This window comes from Methylobacterium sp. 22177 (genome assembly GCF_052045615.1).
Lineage (GTDB): Bacteria > Pseudomonadota > Alphaproteobacteria > Rhizobiales > Beijerinckiaceae > Methylobacterium > Methylobacterium radiotolerans.
This window is the reverse complement of the sequence record NZ_JBQEPK010000010.1, coordinates 74,712-89,051: the sequence shown is the minus strand read 5'-3', so window position 1 is coordinate 89,051 and position 14,340 is coordinate 74,712. Positions and strand designations below refer to the sequence as shown.

Annotated in this window: 11 protein-coding genes and 1 tRNA gene; 3 read left to right on the top strand and 9 right to left on the bottom strand. The window is 69.9% G+C overall.

Going from position 1 to position 14,340, the window contains the following annotated elements; translation table 11 throughout:
* The first annotated feature begins 13 nt into the window (after window positions 1-13).
* Window positions 14-958: a glycoside hydrolase family 16 protein gene (locus ACTJK8_RS12215; RefSeq protein WP_024828736.1), complete on the top strand. Its 945-nt coding sequence runs from the start codon at window positions 14-16 to the stop codon at window positions 956-958.
* A gap of 438 nt (window positions 959-1,396) precedes the next feature.
* A complete protein-coding gene (locus ACTJK8_RS12210) occupies window positions 1,397-2,491 on the top strand; it encodes a glycosyltransferase family 2 protein (RefSeq protein ID WP_440761973.1) in 1,095 nt (364 codons plus the stop codon).
* A 326-nt stretch (window positions 2,492-2,817) separates the two neighbouring features.
* Here ACTJK8_RS12210 and ACTJK8_RS12205 read toward each other — a convergent pair.
* The 5 genes from ACTJK8_RS12205 to ACTJK8_RS12185 all read right to left on the bottom strand — a co-directional run bounded on the left by ACTJK8_RS12205 (window position 2,818) and on the right by ACTJK8_RS12185 (window position 8,793).
* Window positions 2,818-2,894: transfer RNA gene (locus ACTJK8_RS12205), tRNA-Arg, on the bottom strand.
* A gap of 126 nt (window positions 2,895-3,020) precedes the next feature.
* A complete protein-coding gene (locus tag ACTJK8_RS12200) occupies window positions 3,021-3,773 on the bottom strand; it encodes a nucleotidyltransferase family protein (protein ID WP_012321462.1) in 753 nt (250 codons plus the stop codon).
* Window positions 3,774-3,792: 19 nt separating this feature from the next.
* The gene (gene tsaE / locus ACTJK8_RS12195; protein WP_041372398.1) at window positions 3,793-5,355 is read right to left on the bottom strand and encodes a tRNA (adenosine(37)-N6)-threonylcarbamoyltransferase complex ATPase subunit type 1 TsaE; all 1,563 of its coding nucleotides are present in this window, start codon (window positions 5,353-5,355) and stop codon (window positions 3,793-3,795) included.
* A 178-nt stretch (window positions 5,356-5,533) separates the two neighbouring features.
* On the bottom strand, window positions 5,534-6,814 hold the full coding sequence (locus ACTJK8_RS12190; RefSeq protein ID WP_024828738.1) for an EAL domain-containing protein: 1,281 nt from the start codon (window positions 6,812-6,814) through the stop codon (window positions 5,534-5,536).
* Window positions 6,815-6,900: 86 nt separating this feature from the next.
* Complete coding sequence (locus ACTJK8_RS12185) at window positions 6,901-8,793, bottom strand: sigma 54-interacting transcriptional regulator (RefSeq protein WP_083374407.1); 1,893 nt, start codon at window positions 8,791-8,793, stop codon at window positions 6,901-6,903.
* A 306-nt stretch (window positions 8,794-9,099) separates the two neighbouring features.
* On the opposite strand from ACTJK8_RS12185, the gene cynS reads away from it, so the two are divergent.
* Window positions 9,100-9,588 (top strand): cyanase, encoded by a 489-nt coding sequence (gene cynS, locus ACTJK8_RS12180; protein WP_012321458.1) that lies wholly within the window; start codon window positions 9,100-9,102, stop codon window positions 9,586-9,588.
* 58 nt (window positions 9,589-9,646) lie between these two features.
* On the opposite strand, the gene ACTJK8_RS12175 is transcribed toward cynS, so the two are convergent.
* From ACTJK8_RS12175 to ACTJK8_RS12160, 4 genes are all read right to left on the bottom strand, one after another.
* On the bottom strand, window positions 9,647-12,919 hold the full coding sequence (locus tag ACTJK8_RS12175; protein WP_234740949.1) for an efflux RND transporter permease subunit: 3,273 nt from the start codon (window positions 12,917-12,919) through the stop codon (window positions 9,647-9,649).
* A 288-nt stretch (window positions 12,920-13,207) separates the two neighbouring features.
* Window positions 13,208-13,642 carry a tellurite resistance TerB family protein gene (locus ACTJK8_RS12170; protein WP_012321456.1) on the bottom strand — a complete coding sequence of 145 codons (435 nt, stop codon included), beginning with the start codon at window positions 13,640-13,642 and terminating at the stop codon, window positions 13,208-13,210.
* 117 nt (window positions 13,643-13,759) lie between these two features.
* Window positions 13,760-13,960 carry a DUF3606 domain-containing protein gene (locus tag ACTJK8_RS12165; protein WP_012321455.1) on the bottom strand — a complete coding sequence of 67 codons (201 nt, stop codon included), beginning with the start codon at window positions 13,958-13,960 and terminating at the stop codon, window positions 13,760-13,762.
* A gap of 153 nt (window positions 13,961-14,113) precedes the next feature.
* Window positions 14,114-14,335 (bottom strand): YbdD/YjiX family protein, encoded by a 222-nt coding sequence (locus tag ACTJK8_RS12160; RefSeq protein WP_012321454.1) that lies wholly within the window; start codon window positions 14,333-14,335, stop codon window positions 14,114-14,116.
* Between the last annotated feature and the right edge of the window lie 5 nt (window positions 14,336-14,340).

The window sequence follows — 14,340 nt, the reverse complement described above, 5'->3', positions numbered from 1 at the left end:
CGGAGCCTGAGCCATGACGAAACTTCGCTGGGTCCGCCGCGATCTGCTGAAATCGTGCTTCCGGGATCTACCGATCTGCGCGGCGGCGTCCCTGTTGCCGACCAGCCGCTCGAGCGCGGCGATGGACGCCTCCTCGGATCCGACGCAGGGCCGCACGCTCGTCTTCGACGAGCCCTTCGCGGAGATCAACGGGCGGATCTGGAATGGCGGACCGAAGGCCACGACGGGCCCCTCCGGATTCTACGGCCGTTCCGCCTTCGCTCCCCTTGCCGGGGCGGAAGGCTTCAAACCCTACGCGATCGTCGCGGACGCGGACGCCACGGGCGGCACGGCCCTTCAGATCTCCGCAAAGTATATCGGGCGCAATATGGGCGTCGTGAATTACTATGGAAACAATATACCTGACTTTCAGTGGATTTCCGGGAACCTACAGACCGGCAGCCGGAGCGGCGTCGTATCGGTCGGCTGGCGCCAAGGCTATTTCGAAGCGCGGATGCGATTCCCGCAGCATCCGCTCACGTGGCCGGCGTTCTGGCTTCTCAACCGGGACGGCATCACCAATGCCAAGCGGAGCATAGAGGTCGACATCGTCGAGCACAAAGGTTTCGAGCCGAAGCTCTACGGGGCCTATTTGCATGAATGGGGACAACCGGGTGAGCACAACGAAGGAACGGGCGTCCCCACCCCCGTCGACATGACCGAGCAGTACTGCCGCTACGGCGTACTGATACAGGACGGAAAATGCATCCCCTACTTCGAGCGTGCGCCAATTATCAATCCAAAAACGGGTCAGCTAAATATCTGGACACTCACACGCGCCTCGGAGATGGAGCAGACCGGCGACGTCTTCTGGCCGCTCCTCACGCTGGCGCTGCGGACGGACGTCCCGGCGCCTCAACTGACCGAGGCCCAGAAGCTCGTCCACATGCGCGTCGACTACTTTCGCGTGTACGCGTAGTCGAGCACGCCGTGTAGACGAAGCCGTGAGGGCGCCGCGGCTCGCGCTCGCAACCGGATTTCCTCGCGATCGACACGCGGAGCGCATCGCTCCGAGATCGCTGACGCCTGTCGATCGGGCTCGGTGCCGCCGATCCGCCCGCTCGATCCAGACCTCTCGAACCGTAGCGCGGCCGCAGATGCTCCGCCGCGCACGCGTCGGGAGGGGTGTGCGGCCGCGAGCGGACGCGACGATACTGTTCCTGTTTCCGGCCCGGCCGCGGAATAAATGGCTTCGCGAAACGTTCGAGCTCTAATCAGATTTTCGTCGCGCCGCCGGCCTATAACGTCCTTGAAATCCGATCTGAAATGCGCGAAATATAGTTTATTGCCGGGGAAGCCCTGCGCCTGATGAGTCAATCGTGATGATGAGCTGCAGCTCTCGTTCTGCGAAGCATACATGAGCACTGATGCGGTCGCAGCCGAGGTCCTGACAGGCACGAGGCCTCCAGCCCTGGCAGTCATCATCAATTGCTTCAATTACGAGCGCTATATTGAATGCGCGATCCAGAGCGTCGTCTCTCAGAACAACCCCGACTGTGAAATCGTCGTCATAGACGACGGCTCAACAGACGGATCTTGGACAATAATACAGAACAGCGGCGTTCGCGCCTTTCGCAAGACGAATGGAGGGCAGGTCAGCGCGTGCCTTCTAGGGATTGAGAAAACGACAGCGCCCTTTGTTTTATTTCTCGATGCCGACGATCAACTTCTACCCGGCTCTCTGGATGCGATCATAGACGCGCTCGATGCGGACATTTCTAAGCTCCAGTTTCAATTGGTGCGGATCAATGAGACCGGCGCGGTGATCGCACCCGCTTTTCCCGCACTCCCGATGGGACGGGATCGGGATAAATTTCAGGCGCATGTGAAAAAATCCGGCACGTACATCTCTCCACCAACGTCCGGCAATGTGTTCCGGAGAGATGTCTGCGAGTTACTGCGGAACGCGTCCTACGACACAGCCGTCGACGGTGTTATCCTCACGGCGGCGCCGTTTTTTGGCGATATTGTCAGCCTGAACCGGCCGCTCGGATGCTATAGAATACACGGTCAAAACAAGTCGGGAGTCCAGAACGGGGTATCCCAAGCGCTTCTCGAGAAGCACAAGCGCCGTTTCAACGACCGGGTCATCCATCTCAAATCGATATTGCGGCAAAACAACTGGAGCGACACGATTAGAGACCCGAAGTCAATGTATTTCTACAATATTTATGAGATCCATCAGGACATGATCTCGGGACGTCGCGTCTCGGCCAGGAAGGCGCTGGGCGCCGTGAGGCAACTGCCATCTTGGTACAGCCCTCTCAGGCGAGCCGTCACGGCTGCTGCACTTATGACCGCCCCCGTCCTACCGAACGCCATCAATGTACGCTTCATCAATTCTTGGCGCCTTGTTCTTGTACGCCTCGTCTCGTCCTTTGCGCGTGTGCAGGCGCTGACGGTCGCGCCGCGTTCCTATCCCCGCTGCCCACTTCCCGGCGGCCCGCGCTGACGGCCTTGCGCCCAAGCGCCCGCGTCGTCGGCGGAGCGCGGCGCATGAATGGCGTGCGTGCGGTCGCGGTATCGCCTTCGACAATCATCGAAGCGGATGCTCCGCGGAGACGGCCGGCTTCCGCGCGGTCAGAGCGCCGCTGTGACCTGCACCGCGCGAACGGGGCAACGGTCAGGGCGTGTTCCGAAGATAACGGTCAATCGGATCCGAGGACGGAGGTCGGGCGACCTGAATGCGCTCGAGCGAGCACCGTGGGTCTTCGACTCTGGTGCTGATGCACCCGTCTACGTGGGCTTTCCTGCCCGACCACGGGAAAATGCAGGGAATGGCGCGCCCGAAAGGATTCGAACCTCTGACCCCCAGATTCGTAGTCTGGTGCTCTATCCAGCTGAGCTACGGGCGCCTGACACGGCGGCGGGCTCTCGGCCCGCCGGTGTGAAGGGGCTTCTAGAGGCTCAAATCCGGCTTGGCAAGACACTTCGGGCAACGACTTGTGCGGGCCGTGCGCGCGCCTCGGATTTCGCGGGGCCTACGGCGTCCGGGCGCTCGCGCGCACGCGCTCCTCCGCGGCGCGGATCGCCTCCGGCGTGCCGACATGCAGCCACTGGCCGTCGAGCCGCATTCCGAACAGCCGTCCCGCCGCGATCGCCCGGTCGAACAGCAGGTTGAGCGAGAAGGCGCCCTCCGGCGTGTCGGCGAAGAGGCCCGGCGTGAGGATCGCCACGCCCGCGTAGATGAACGGGGCCACCGCGCGCTCGCCGCGGCGCTCCAGGCGGCCGTCCGGATCCATCACGAAATCCCCGGCCCCCTCGTAGCCGAGACTGGTGGCGGTCGGCGCCACCAGCAGCAGGCCGTCCATGCGGTCGCCGTCCCAGGTCTCGATCAGTCGCCGCAGGTTGGAGGCCGGCCCCTCGAGCCAGAACGAATCCGAGTTCAGCACCGCGAACGGCGCGTCCCCCAGGAGCGGCAGCGCCTTGCGGATGCCGCCGCCCGTCTCCAGCAGCGCCGCGCGCTCGTCGGAGACGGTCGTGGCCGGTCCCGGGGCCGCCCCCTCGGCCCGGCGCGCGAGGTGCCCCTCGATCAGGTCGGCGAGATAGTGGACGTTGACGACCGCGGTCCCGATCCCGGCCTCGGCGACCCGGTCGAGGGCGTGGTCGAGCAGGGCCTTGCCGGCCACCTCCACCAGGGGCTTCGGCACGGTGGCGGTCACCGGCCGCATGCGCTTGCCGAGGCCCGCGGCCAGGACGAAGGCGCGGCTGACGGCGGGGCTGGGATCGCTCATGCGGTCGGGAATCCGGAGGTCAGGGGTCGGGCGCCGGGGCGACGAGGCCCGGCAGGTGGTCCGCGTGCCAGGCCCGCAGCCCGGCGAGCGCCGGATGGGCGAGGTTGCGGGCGAGGTAGCCCTCGATCCGCGGCAGGTGCGCGAGGTAGCCGGGCTTGCCGTCGCGCCGGTCGAGGCGCGCGAAGATGCCGAGGATCTTGGTGGCGCGCTGGGCCGCCAGCAGCGCGTAGGCGGTGGCGAAGGCGCCGACGTCGAAGGCCGGGTCCCGGCCGCGGCGCTCGCGGGCGTAGAGGCCGAGCAGCCGCAGCTCGAACTCCGCGCTGGAATCGACCCGGGCATCCTGCAGCAGCGAGGCGACGTCGTAGGCCGGGTGGCCCATGACGGCGTCCTGGAAGTCGATCAGCCCGACCCGCTCCAGACCGTCGCGCTCGGGCAGCCAGATCAGGTTCGGGGAATGGTAGTCGCGCAGGGTCCAGGTCGGCCGGTCCGGGATCGCGCCCTGGAGCGCCGCCCGCCACAGGTCGACGAAGGCCGCCCGCGCCTCCGCCGACAGGCTGACGTTCCGGATCGCCGGGGCGTACCATTCGGGCATCAGCTCCGCCTCGAACAGCAGCGCCTCCATGTCGTAGGGCGGCAGCCTGTGCTCGGTCCCCTCGGCCACGGGCAGGACCGGGGGAAGCGGGTTGGCGTGGAGCTTGGCCAGCACGCGCACGGCCTCGGCGTAGCGCTCGGGCCGCGGAGCGCCCCCCTCGACCACCGGCTCGCTGCCGAGATCCTCCAGGATCAGCAGGCCCTCGGTCAGGTCCTCGCCGTAGATCTTCGGGGCCGAGAAGCCGAGCGCCCGCAGACCCCGGTCGAGGGCCACGAAGGCGTGGACGCTCTCGGCGAGGTGCACGATCGCGCTGTAGGGCTTGCCGTCCCGCACCGGCGGCCCGTCGGGCCGCGGCGGCGCGATCATCAGCACGGCGCTGGTGCCGTCGGGCTTGGTCAGGCGCTCGTAAGCGCGAGAGGAGGCGTCCCCCTGCATCAGGGTCCGCTCGGCGATGTCCCAGCCGCTGCGGTCGAGGAGGCGGCGCACCGCGCGGGCCCGGTCGAGGCGGGCGCGCATGCCGCCGGCGCCGTCGATCCGGGCGAGACGCGCCTCGGGACCGAACTCCGCCCGCAGGGACAGGTCCACGGTCAGCACCGGGCCGTCGCGGGGCGGCATCCGGTCGGGCCACTCGACCAGGGTGATCGCGCCCTCGGCCATCTCGTCGAAGCCGAGTTCCACCAGCTCGTCGGGATCGCGCAGCCGGTACAGGTCGGCGTGGACGATCGGCCGGCCGTCGCGGGCCGCGTAGGGCTGGATCAGCGTGAAGGTCGGGCTCGGCACCTCCAGGCGCGCGTCGCCGGCGAGCTCGCGGATGATGGCGCGGGCGAGCGTGGTCTTGCCGCCGCCCAGCCCTCCGGACAAAGCCACCACGTCCCCGGGCATCAGGAACTCGGAGAGAAACAGGCCGAGATCCTCGGTGGCCGTCTCCTCCGGCAGCACGAATTCCCAGGGCGCCGGCCGCGCGGATGCCCCCGCCGCCTCTTCGGTCATCTGCCCGTCCCGCTCGTCTCCGCCCAAAGCCCGCCTCCGAGACCCGAAGACGCATGGTCCGAAAACACGCACCGGATGCAAGCGTTTCCGCCCGGAACCGCGCGCTTCCCGCCCGCCCGGTGCATCGAAAGCACGCTCGCGGAGACGGCGAAAGACCGCGCCGGGCCCCCCAAATCCCTCAGCCCTGGGCGCGGACCCTCGGCCGGCCCTGGCCGGTCCCTCGGGGCAGCCCGACGCGCCACGCCTCGGCGTTCCAGGCCGCCGCCGCCGCGAGGGCGTCGGCCACCGGCATCGGGCGGCCGAAATGGTAGCCCTGGCCCAGGGCGCAGCCCAGGGCGGCGAGGGCCTCCGCCTCGGCGCGGCCCTCGATGCCCTCCGCGACCGCCACCACGCCGATCTCCTCGGCGAGCCGCAGGATGGTCTGGACGATCCGGCGATCGCGCGGCTCCGCCAGCATCGCCCGGACGAAGGCCCGGTCCACCTTCAGCGTGGTGATCGGCAGGGTGCTGAGATGGCTGAGCGAGGAGTAGCCGGTGCCGAAATCGTCCACCGCGATGCCGAGGCCGGCGGCGCGGCAGCGCGCGAGGGCGGCCGCTGCCCCGGCCGGATCCTGCATGAGCGCGCTCTCGGTGATCTCGAGCTTGAGGGCGTCGGGCGCGATGCCGGTCCGGCGCAGCATCGCGTCGATCAGGGTGGGGATGTCCGACCGGGCGAGGTCCTGGGCCGTGACGTTGAAGCTCACGAACAGGGACGGCTCGACGGCGGCGGGGGCTTGGAGGCCGGCCTGCAGGATCCGGGGCACGATCCGGCCGATCGCGTCGATCACCCAGGCGGTGATCGCGAGGATCAGGCCGTTCGCCTCGGCGGCCGGGATGAAGGACGCGGGCGCCACGAGCCCGCGCTCGGGATCGTGCCAGCGGATCAGGGCCTCGAAGCCGGCGAGCCGCCCGGTGGCGAGCCGCACGATCGGCTGCAGGAACAGCGCGAACTCGTCCCGGGCCAGGGCCCGCCGCAGGGCGCGCTCCTGCGCGAGGGACGCGACCGTCGCGTCGAAATCGGCGCGGGCGGAGGGCGACAGCGGCGCCGGAGGCCCCTCCACCACGGCCGGCCCGAGGCGCGGCAGGGTCTCGCGGAATCGGGCGATGAGCCCCTCGAGGCAGAGGCGCAGGATCGGGTCGGCGCCGGCGAGCCGCTGTTGAATCTGCGCCGCGCTCACGGGGACGAGCACGCAATCCGCCTCGGCACGCGCGCCCGCGGAGCGCGGGAGGGCGTCGAGGATCGCCATCTCGCCGAAGATCTCGCCGGCCCCGCGCCGGGCGAGCACGGTCTCTCCGCCGTCGCGCCGCCGGAAGATCGCGATGCGGCCGCTCAGGATCAGGTAGGCGCAGTGCCCGATCGACCCCTCGTCGAACAGGACGGCGCCGGCCGGGAGGGTGACGGGATCGGAGAGGTCCTGCATCGGCCGGAGACGCTGCGCCTCCGCGGGGAAGGCCCGGCGCGATCGTTGGCACAGCGACCTTAAGATCGGATCAAGGGGTGGCCGGATCAGCCGCGCGGGATCCCGTGGGCCTTGATCCGCGAGGCCAGCGTCGTCGGCCGCAGGCCGAGGAGCGCGGCCGCGCCGCCCGGCCCGGAGATCCGTCCGCCCGCCAGCGCCAGGGCCGCGACGATCTCGGCGCGGTCGCGCGCCCGGCGCTCGGCCTCGGTGGCGGGCCGGCCATCCGGCGGGGCGGCCGGGGCGGCCGCGTCGGCGGGCCCGGCCGCCTCCCCGTCGGGCAGGTCGAGGCGGAGGCGGCCCCGGGCGGAGAGGATCACCGCCCGCTCGATCACGTTCTCCAGTTCCCGGACATTGCCGGGCCAGGGATAGCGGCAGAGACGGCGGACATCCCCCTCCGTCAGGCGCGGCTCCGGGACGGTGAGGCGGCGCGCGGCGACCCGGAGCAGGTGCTGGGCGATGGGCGGGATGTCCTCGGGCCGCTCGCGCAGGGGCCGCGCCTGGATCGGGAAGACGTTGAGGCGGAAGTAGAGGTCCTCCCGGAAGCGGCCCGCCCGGATCTCGGCGCGCAGGTCCCGGTTGGTGGCCGCGACCACGCGCACGTCCACCGCCCGGGTGCGCGCCTCGCCGACCCGCTCGAACGAGCGCTCCTGCAGGACGCGCAGCAGCTTGCCCTGGAGATCGAGGGGGATCTCGCCGACCTCGTCGAGGAACAGCGTGCCGCCGTCGGCGAGTTCGAACCGGCCGACACGGTCGCGCAGCGCCCCGGTGAAGCTGCCCTTGGCGTGGCCGAAGAACTCGCTCTCGAACAGCTCGCGGGGGATGGCCGCGCAGTTGACGCGGATCATCGGGCGGGCGCTGCGGCGGCTGGCCTCGTGGATCGCCCGGGCGATCAGCTCCTTGCCGGTGCCGGATTCGCCGGTGATCAGCACGGTGGCGTCGGTGGCGGCGACGCGGTCGACCTGCCGGAGCGTCGCCGCGATGGCGGGCGAGCGGCCGATGATGCCCTGGTGCTGGCGCTCGGCCCGGATCTCCTCCTTCAGGTACGCGTTCTCCAGCTCGAGGCGCTCCCGGAGCGAGTCGACCTCCGCGAGCGCGCTCGTCAGGCGGGCCTCGGCCTCCCGGCGCTGGCTGATGTCGCGGAACACGATGACGGCGCCGAGCAGGCGCCCCCGGTCGCGGATCGGCGTCGAGGTGTACTCGACCGGGAAGGAGGTCCCGTCGGCGCGCCAGAAGACCTCGTGATCGACTTGGTGGACGATCCCGTCCCGGAAGGCCGCGTAGATTGGGCAGTCGCGGTGGGGGTAGTGGCTGCCGTCCGGGCGGGTGTGGTGCACGGCGGCGTGCATGTCCCGGCCGACGAGGTCGCCGGCCTCGCAGCCGAGCATGCGCGCGGCGGCCGGGTTGACGAAGGTGGTCACGCCCTCCGCGTTGACGCCGTAGATCCCCTCCCCGGCCGCGCGCAGGATCAGCTGGTTGCCGCGCTCGATGTCGCGGAAGATGCGCTCCACGCGCTGCCACTCGGAGAGGCCGGCGCGCATGTGGGCCTCGGCCTCGCCGTCGACCTGGCGGCGGTGGAGCGTGTCCGGGTCCGCCAGGGTCACGAGGAGGCGCATCGCGTCGCCGGGGAGCGGGTAGGCCGCCGTCTCGACCCGCAGGTCGCGGCCGGCCGCGTCGCGCGGCGCCAGCGTCCGGGTCCACCAGTGCCCCTTGGCCAGGACGGCCTCGGTGAAGACCGTGAGGGCCGGGCGCTGGCCCGGGAACAGGGCGCTGGCCCGCGCGCCGCGCAGCGCCGGCCGGCCGTAGCCGAGGAGGCGCGCCGCCGCCGGGTTGGCGTCCGCGACCCGGTCCTCCTCGGGCGCGAGGACCAGCATGGGATCGGGACTCGCCTCGAAGACCGGCCCGAAGGTTCCCGCGGCGCCGGGCTCACGAAATGTCGTCATCCGCTCACGATATCTCGTTTTCGACGAGATGTCGTGAGCGACGTCTGCCGCGCCAACGCGTTGTCATCTCGCGCGATTTCCCCGGGAAACAGACTGGCATACCGTTTGCCGAGAGAGCCTGTCCGCCCGTCGGCCGGCGCGGCTCCCGAAGCCACGCCGCGACGATGCCCGGCGGATGTCCGCGTCCGGACGCGACCGTTCCCCCTCACCGGTCGCGATCCGGACGTGCACCCGCATCGGGTGGGTGGGGCCGCGGAGCGCGCGGCCTCACCGGACCCATCGCAGATCGAACTCCGGGAGCCGACGATGAAGCGCGAAGACCTCACCGAGAAGCTGCTCGACATCAAGCGCGAGAAGGGGTGGAGCTGGAAGCACATCCACGAGGAGATCGGCGGCCTGTCGCCGTTCCTGATCACCGCGGCCTGCATGGGCCAGATGAAGCTGCCGAAAGCCCAGGCCAAGCGGGCGGCCGAGCTCTTCGGCCTCACAGCCGCGGAGGAGCGGATGCTGAACGAGCCGCCCTATCGCGGCTCGATCCCGTCCATGCCGCCCACCGACCCGCTGATCTACCGGTTCTACGAACTGGTGATGGTGTACGGCACGACCTTCAAGGAGCTGATCCAGGAGGAGTTCGGCGACGGCATCATGTCGGCGATCGACTTCAACATGGACATGGCCCGCGAGGCCAACAACAAGGGCGACCGCGTGAAGCTCACCATGTCGGGCAAGTTCCTGCCGTACAAGTACTACGGCAACGACGACGACACCCCGGAATACGGGTTCAAGGAGGGGTAAGGGATCCGGAGTGCGCCCCTCCCCCCGGGGAGGGAGCCGCAGCGGACGCCGCGGTCCCCTATGCGGTCGCCGGCCGCCCCTCCGGCTCCAGGTAATCCTGCACCGGCTGCGCCGGGCCGCCGCGCATCAGCACGTAGAGGAACGGCACCAGCAGCAACGTCGCGGGCGTCGCGAAGGCGATGCCGCCCATGACCGCGCGGGCGAGCGCGGCGTTCTGCTCGCCGCCCTCGCCGGTGCCCAAGGCCATCGGGATGAGGCCCAGAAACATCGCCGAGGCGGTCATCAGCACCGGCCGCAACCGGGTCTCGCCCGCGGTGATCGCCGCCTCCAGGGCGCCGCAGCCCGTCGCCTCCCGGTGCTCCTTGGCGAAGGTCACGAGCAGGATCGAGTTCGCCGAGGCGATGCCCACCGACATGATCGCCCCGAAGATCGACGGGATCGAGAACGGCGTCCCGGTCACGAACAGCGCGAAGGTGATGCCGCAGAACGCCATCGGCAGGGCGGCGATCACCACGAACGGGTCGCCCCAGCTCTGGTAGTTCACCGCCATCAGCAGGTAGACGGCGATCAGCGCGATGCCGAGGCCGATCTCCAGGCGGAGGAAGGCCGAGCGCATGTTCTCGATCTGGCCGCGGACGACGATCTTGTCGGGTGCCTCGAGGTTCTTCTGCTCGTCCTCGACGATCGCGTCGATCTCGCGGGCGACCGAGCCGAGGTCCCGGTCCTGCACCGAGGCGAAGATGTCGAAGGTCGGCTGGATGTTGACGTGGCTGATCATGGTCTGCGTCGGCGTCCGGCGGATGTCGGCGAGGCTCGACAGCAGGGTCAGCACCCCGGGGCCGGAGCCGGCGGTCGCGGCGGCGCGCACGAACATCGGCGTGTTGCGCAGGTCGGTCAGCGAGCTGTTGCGGTACTCGGGCGTCTGCACCCAGAGCTGGTAGGGGATGCCGGTCTTCGGGTCCGGCCAGAAGTTCGGCGTGACCTGGTAGCTGCCGGACAGCGAGATGTTCATGTTCTGCGCCACCTGCTGCTCGGTCAGCCCGAGTTCGGAGGCGAGGCGCCGGTCGACGTCGACGTAGAATTGCGGCTCGTTGACGATCTGCTGCAGGTGGACGTCGACGAGGCCCTTCGTGTGCTTCAGCCGCTGCACGATGCGCTGGGCGACCTCCAGGTCCCTCTCCTTGTGCCGGCCGGAGACCTGCACGTCGATCGGCGTGAGGACGCCGAAGTTCAGGATCTGGGTGATCATGTCGGCGGGCTGGAAATACACGATCACGTCGGGGAAGCGCTTCATCAGCACGTCGCGCAGGCGCTTCGTGTAGCCCGCCACCGAGCCGTGCCCCTCCTTCAGGCTGATGAGCATCTGCCCGTCATTGTAGGAGACGAACGAGCCGTCCGAGAACGCGAAGTTGTAGTTGTTCGACGGCAGGCCGATGTTCTGGAGGATCTGGTCGACCTCACCCGCCGGGATCACCTCGCGGACGGTGTCCTCGATCTCGGCGAAGACCTGCCGGGCGGTCTCGATGCGCATGCCGACGCGGGTGCGCAGATGCATGGTCATCTGGCTCGCCTCGATCTGCGGGAAGTAGTCCTGGCCGACGAAGACGAACAGCACGCCGGTCATGCCGAGGACGCCACCGACGGCGCCCAGGGTGGCGACGCGGTGGCGCAGCACCGCGTGGAGCAGGCCGACATAGCCGCGGTGGAACCGCGCGAAGCCGCGCTCGAAGGCGGCGTGGATCCGGCCGGCGAGCCGCATCAGCGGGGCGCCGACGAGGCCGGCGGCGCGGGCGATCCGGCCCCGCCGGGGCGGCTCACGCGTGTCCCGATCCTTGGCGTGCTTCTGCCGGTATTCCGGCGCCACGATCACGTCGATCAGCAGCGGCACCAGGGTGCGCGACAGCAGGTAGGAGGTCAGCATCGCGAACACGACCGCGAGCGCCTGCGGGGTGAACAGGTACTTCGGCGTGTCGGTGAGCGCGAACACCGCCGTGAAGGCCGCGCAGATCGCCAGCGTCGAGATCAGCGCCGGCTTGGCGATGCCGGCGGCGCCGTGGACCACGCTCTCGCGGAACTCCTCGCCCTCCTCGAACAGCCGGTAGGTGTTCTCGATCGCCACCGTGGCGTCGTCCACGAGGATGCCGACCGCGAGCGCGAGGCCGCCCAGCGTCATCACGTTGATGGTCTCGCCGAGCGCCGCCAGCACGGCGAGCGAGGTCATGACGCAGAGCGGGATCGAGATCAGCACGATGATCGTCGAGCGCCAGGAGCCGAGGAACAGCAGGATCGCGAGCCCCGTCAGGGCCGCCGCGGTCAGCGCCTCGTGCAGTACGCCCTCGATGGCGTTCGAGACGAAGACCGACTGGTCGAAGAGCTGCTTGATCGACAGCCCCTCGGGCGCCGCCGCGCGGATCGTCGGCATCGCCTTCTTGACGTTGTTGACCACGCCGAGGGTCGAGGCGTTGCCGTTCTTGATGATCTGCATCAGCACGGCCTGCTGGCCGTCGGCGCTGACCACGTTGACCTGCGGCGGGCCGCCGTCGCGGACATAGGCGACGTCGCGCACCAGCACGGGCTGGCCGGCCACCACCTTGATCGGCGCGAGGTTCAGGGTCTCGATCGACGGCGGGGTGCCGTTGAGCTGGACCGGGTACTGCTGCTCGCCGATCTTGGCGAGGCCGGACGGCACGGTCAGGTTCTGGGCCGTCATGGCGTTGGTGACGTCGAGCGGCGTCAGGCCGAGCGCCTGGAGGGCGTTGAGGTCGAGGTCGACCATGATCTGCCGGGGCGCGCCGCCGAAGGGCGACGGCAGGGTCGAGCCCGGGACCTGCGCCAGGGTCTGGCGGATCCGGTACTGGGCGTAGTCGTAGACCTGGTTGAGGCTGTCCTTGGCCGAGGTCAGGGCCAGCTGGATCACCGGCACCGAGGAGGCGGAGTAGCGCACGATCACCGGCGGCTGCGTGCCGGGGGGCATCACGGCGCGGATCGAGTTGGTCGATGAGACCACCTGGGCGATGGCGAGATCGAGGCTGACGGTGGGCTCGAAGTAGATCCGCTGCACGGCCGTGCCCTGGAGCGTCGTCGACTCCATGCGGCGGATGCTGTTGACGTTGTTGGAGATGCCGTACTCGGCGTAGGTCGTGATGCGCTGTTCCATCTCCGGCGCCGAGAGGCCGGTATAGGTCCAGACCACCACGACGACCGGGATGTCGACGACCGGGAGAACGTCCTTCGGCGCGACGACGATCGCCCCGACGCCGCCGAGCATCATCAGGACCGCGAGCACGTAGGTCGTGATCCGGAACTTGAGCGCGTAGAGGACGAGGCCCATGCGGTCTCCGCCGTCCGGCCCCGGGCCGGCCGCTCCGCGTTGCGTACCGGCTCACCGGCTAGAACCGGAATGTTTCGCTATCACGTCCGGATAGGCAAAGGACGGGCCGCGTCGCCGCAGGGTTGTGATCGCGGCCCGTCATACCTCGTCGCCCCCGCACCCAGGGGCGCACGCGTCAGCGGTCCTCGCAGGCGGGTCCCGTCGCGGCCTCCGCCGCGCTCCGGCACCTCGGAATGAGGGCGCGGGGCCGGAGAGGGATCCGCGCGCACCGTCCCCGAGGCGGCGGGATCAGCGCAGCAGGGCGGACTTGTCGACCTGCAGCGCCCCGGCGATCTCGTCGAGCGCCCTGTGCTCGACCTCGCTGATGCCGTCGATATCGGCCACGTCCGCGCCGATCAGGAACACGTCCTGGCGCTGCTCGATCGGCCGCTCCGCGATGGCGCCGATATGGCGCAGGTTCTCCAGCCGGCCGGCCCGGGTCTTGGCACGGGCGATCGCCTCGTAGAGCTCCTGCTCGACGCGCAGCGTGTCGTAGGACTTCTCGAGGATCGGGTTGGCGCGGATGCCGCTGATCGCCGACTCGATCTCCTCCTCGCCCACGTCCCCGTCCGCCACGATGACGTTGGCGGCGGACGAGACCGCGGCCTGCAGGAAGACCGCGTCGCCCGCGTACGACATGATCGTGCGGCCGAACCGAAGGATGGCGTCCTGGAAAATGCTCATGCCGACCTCCCGTCGGGCCTGAGATGGCGGATATTGTGGCGGCCGAGTCAAGATGCGGCCGAGCTTATGCCCGGGATCGCGGAGGACTAGTCCTCGCGCGGGGGCCGGGGTCCAGCTTCAGGTGGCGGGCTCGTGGCCCGGCCAGTCCCGTCCGAGATGGGCGGCCACGCGGGCCGGATCGTCGCCGACCGCCGCCACGGCGGCCTCGACCTGCTCCACCGGGACCATGAACCGGCGCGCCCAGTAGGCCCGCTCCCAGGCATGGGTGGTGTTGACGGCCCGGGGTTCCTTCGCGTCCTGCGCGCTGTCGTCGGTCATCGGCCCTCCGCATCCGGCGAGGGCCCGCGGCCCCCCGGCGTGGAGAACGCCGGCCGGGCCGGATCGGGTCCGCGCGGCGAGCGGGACTCGGTCCGCCGCGAAGACGCGCCGCCGTCCCTGCGGGCGGAGACGACCAGGCTCACCGGCCGCCGCTCAGCAGCAGCGGAACCCCGCGGTGTTGCCGACCCCGAAGCGGGCGTTCTCCCGGTTGCGGAAGAACTCCACCTCGGTCATCGGCGCCCGATCGGGATGGGTGCGGCGGACATGCTCGGCATAGGCCGCGTAGTCCCCCTGCCCCACCATCAGCCGGGCGCCGTCGCAGACGCACTTGGACAGCGTCCGGATCCGGTCCCGCAGGTTCGACGACGGCAGCATGGGAC

Bases quoted from the DNA above. Each gene is read 5' to 3' on its own strand.
- ACTJK8_RS12175 (WP_234740949.1), bottom strand. From the start codon at position 12,919: ATGGGCCTCGTCCTCTACGCGCTCAAGTTCCGGATCACGACCTACGTG.
- ACTJK8_RS12165 (WP_012321455.1), bottom strand. From the start codon at position 13,960: ATGACCGACGACAGCGCGCAGGACGCGAAGGAACCCCGGGCCGTCAAC.
- tsaE (WP_041372398.1), bottom strand. From the start codon at position 5,355: ATGACCGAAGAGGCGGCGGGGGCATCCGCGCGGCCGGCGCCCTGGGAA.
- ACTJK8_RS12190 (WP_024828738.1), bottom strand. From the start codon at position 6,814: ATGCAGGACCTCTCCGATCCCGTCACCCTCCCGGCCGGCGCCGTCCTG.
- ACTJK8_RS12200 (WP_012321462.1), bottom strand. From the start codon at position 3,773: ATGAGCGATCCCAGCCCCGCCGTCAGCCGCGCCTTCGTCCTGGCCGCG.
- ACTJK8_RS12185 (WP_083374407.1), bottom strand. From the start codon at position 8,793: ATGACGACATTTCGTGAGCCCGGCGCCGCGGGAACCTTCGGGCCGGTC.
- ACTJK8_RS12210 (WP_440761973.1), top strand. From the start codon at position 1,397: ATGAGCACTGATGCGGTCGCAGCCGAGGTCCTGACAGGCACGAGGCCT.
- cynS (WP_012321458.1), top strand. From the start codon at position 9,100: ATGAAGCGCGAAGACCTCACCGAGAAGCTGCTCGACATCAAGCGCGAG.
- ACTJK8_RS12160 (WP_012321454.1), bottom strand. From the start codon at position 14,335: ATGCTGCCGTCGTCGAACCTGCGGGACCGGATCCGGACGCTGTCCAAG.
- ACTJK8_RS12170 (WP_012321456.1), bottom strand. From the start codon at position 13,642: ATGAGCATTTTCCAGGACGCCATCCTTCGGTTCGGCCGCACGATCATG.
- ACTJK8_RS12215 (WP_024828736.1), top strand. From the start codon at position 14: ATGACGAAACTTCGCTGGGTCCGCCGCGATCTGCTGAAATCGTGCTTC.